This window comes from Zhenpiania hominis (genome assembly GCF_014333425.1).
GTDB lineage: Bacteria > Bacillota > Clostridia > Peptostreptococcales > Anaerovoracaceae > Hominibacterium > Hominibacterium hominis.
This window is the reverse complement of the sequence record NZ_JACRYT010000061.1, coordinates 1-1,139: the sequence shown is the minus strand read 5'-3', so window position 1 is coordinate 1,139 and position 1,139 is coordinate 1. Positions and strand designations below refer to the sequence as shown.

1 protein-coding gene is annotated in these 1,139 nt (G+C 47.6%); it reads right to left on the bottom strand.

All coding sequences use genetic code 11. From position 1 onward, the window contains the following. Window positions 1-1,016, bottom strand: a 1,016-nt coding sequence (locus H9L42_RS16710; protein WP_187304527.1) for an ISNCY family transposase, incomplete at its 3' end; no start/stop codon positions are given. Window positions 1,017-1,139 lie beyond the last annotated feature (123 nt).

Genomic DNA, 1,139 nt, shown 5'->3' with positions numbered 1-1,139 from the left:
ATGGTTTCATCTGAGGGTTGTTCAACGAACACAGATTTGGTATGATGGATAGGAAGAGAGAACTTTGCATTGAATTTCTTTATGTAGGAGTGGAGAAATTCATTTGCGCCCTCTATCGTTGTGATTCCTGCCAGACGTAATTCGACTGGCAGGCGCGACTGGAGGGTCTGGTTTAAACGTTCCACACGCCCCTTTGCCTGTGGCACACTGCTGGATTCCAGAAGGACGCCAAGTTGTTTACATGCATAGGCGAATTGGGTATAGGTATCCTCATCGAGAGAAGGGGAGTTTTTTTGTTTGTAGGTAAAGATGGTACGCCGATCCGTGAAGAACTGATAAGGGATGCCATAGTTTGTGAGGATTTGATGGAACACATGGTAATAGCCACTCAGGGTTTCCTGTGTGTCAAACCATGCGCCAGTGACAGTTCCTGTAGCGTCGTCGATCGCCAGATGGAGGTGCCAGGTTTGGCCGGGGACCCATTCGTAGGGGGAAGCGTCCATCTGCTGCATTTCGCCGAAATAAGCGCATCTGGGGCGCCGGGAGTGGGCATCTTCGACTGCCACAAGATTGGCCTGGATGGCATCGGCTTCCTTTTTGGAAGAAGCATTTTCTTTTTTGATAAGGAGTTCTTTTTTGATCCGTTTTTTCCTGGCTTTCGTAACCCTGGGAGAAAGGATCGATTCTGCTTCCAGTATTTTGGCTACGGAAGAAGGAGAAATACGGATGTTCTCGCGCTCTTCAAGGAGCTCCGTATAATGCCGAAAGTTCGCCTGGTAATATTTGTTACGGTAAAGATCTACAACCGTATTGCGGGTTTCTTCCGGTATCGTAGTGGCAGGCTTGCGGCCCCGGTTGCCATGGACAAAGAAGGCCTTGCCCTCTCTGCGGTATCCGGCAAGCATACGGTTAATATGGCGTTTGGTACAGCCCAGAGTCAGGGCAGCGCGGTCCTTGTTTCCATTGGGATGGTCCGCCAGTGCTTTAATTACTTCATATTTCTTTTGTTCGTCCATTGAGAGTTCTACCTTTCTGATAATGATTTCCTCCTGTTCATAAGTCTCATAGGAGGATAATTATACCACATTCGGGACATTTTCTTTTGTGGTATACTAAGACATTATCATATGTGAACCATA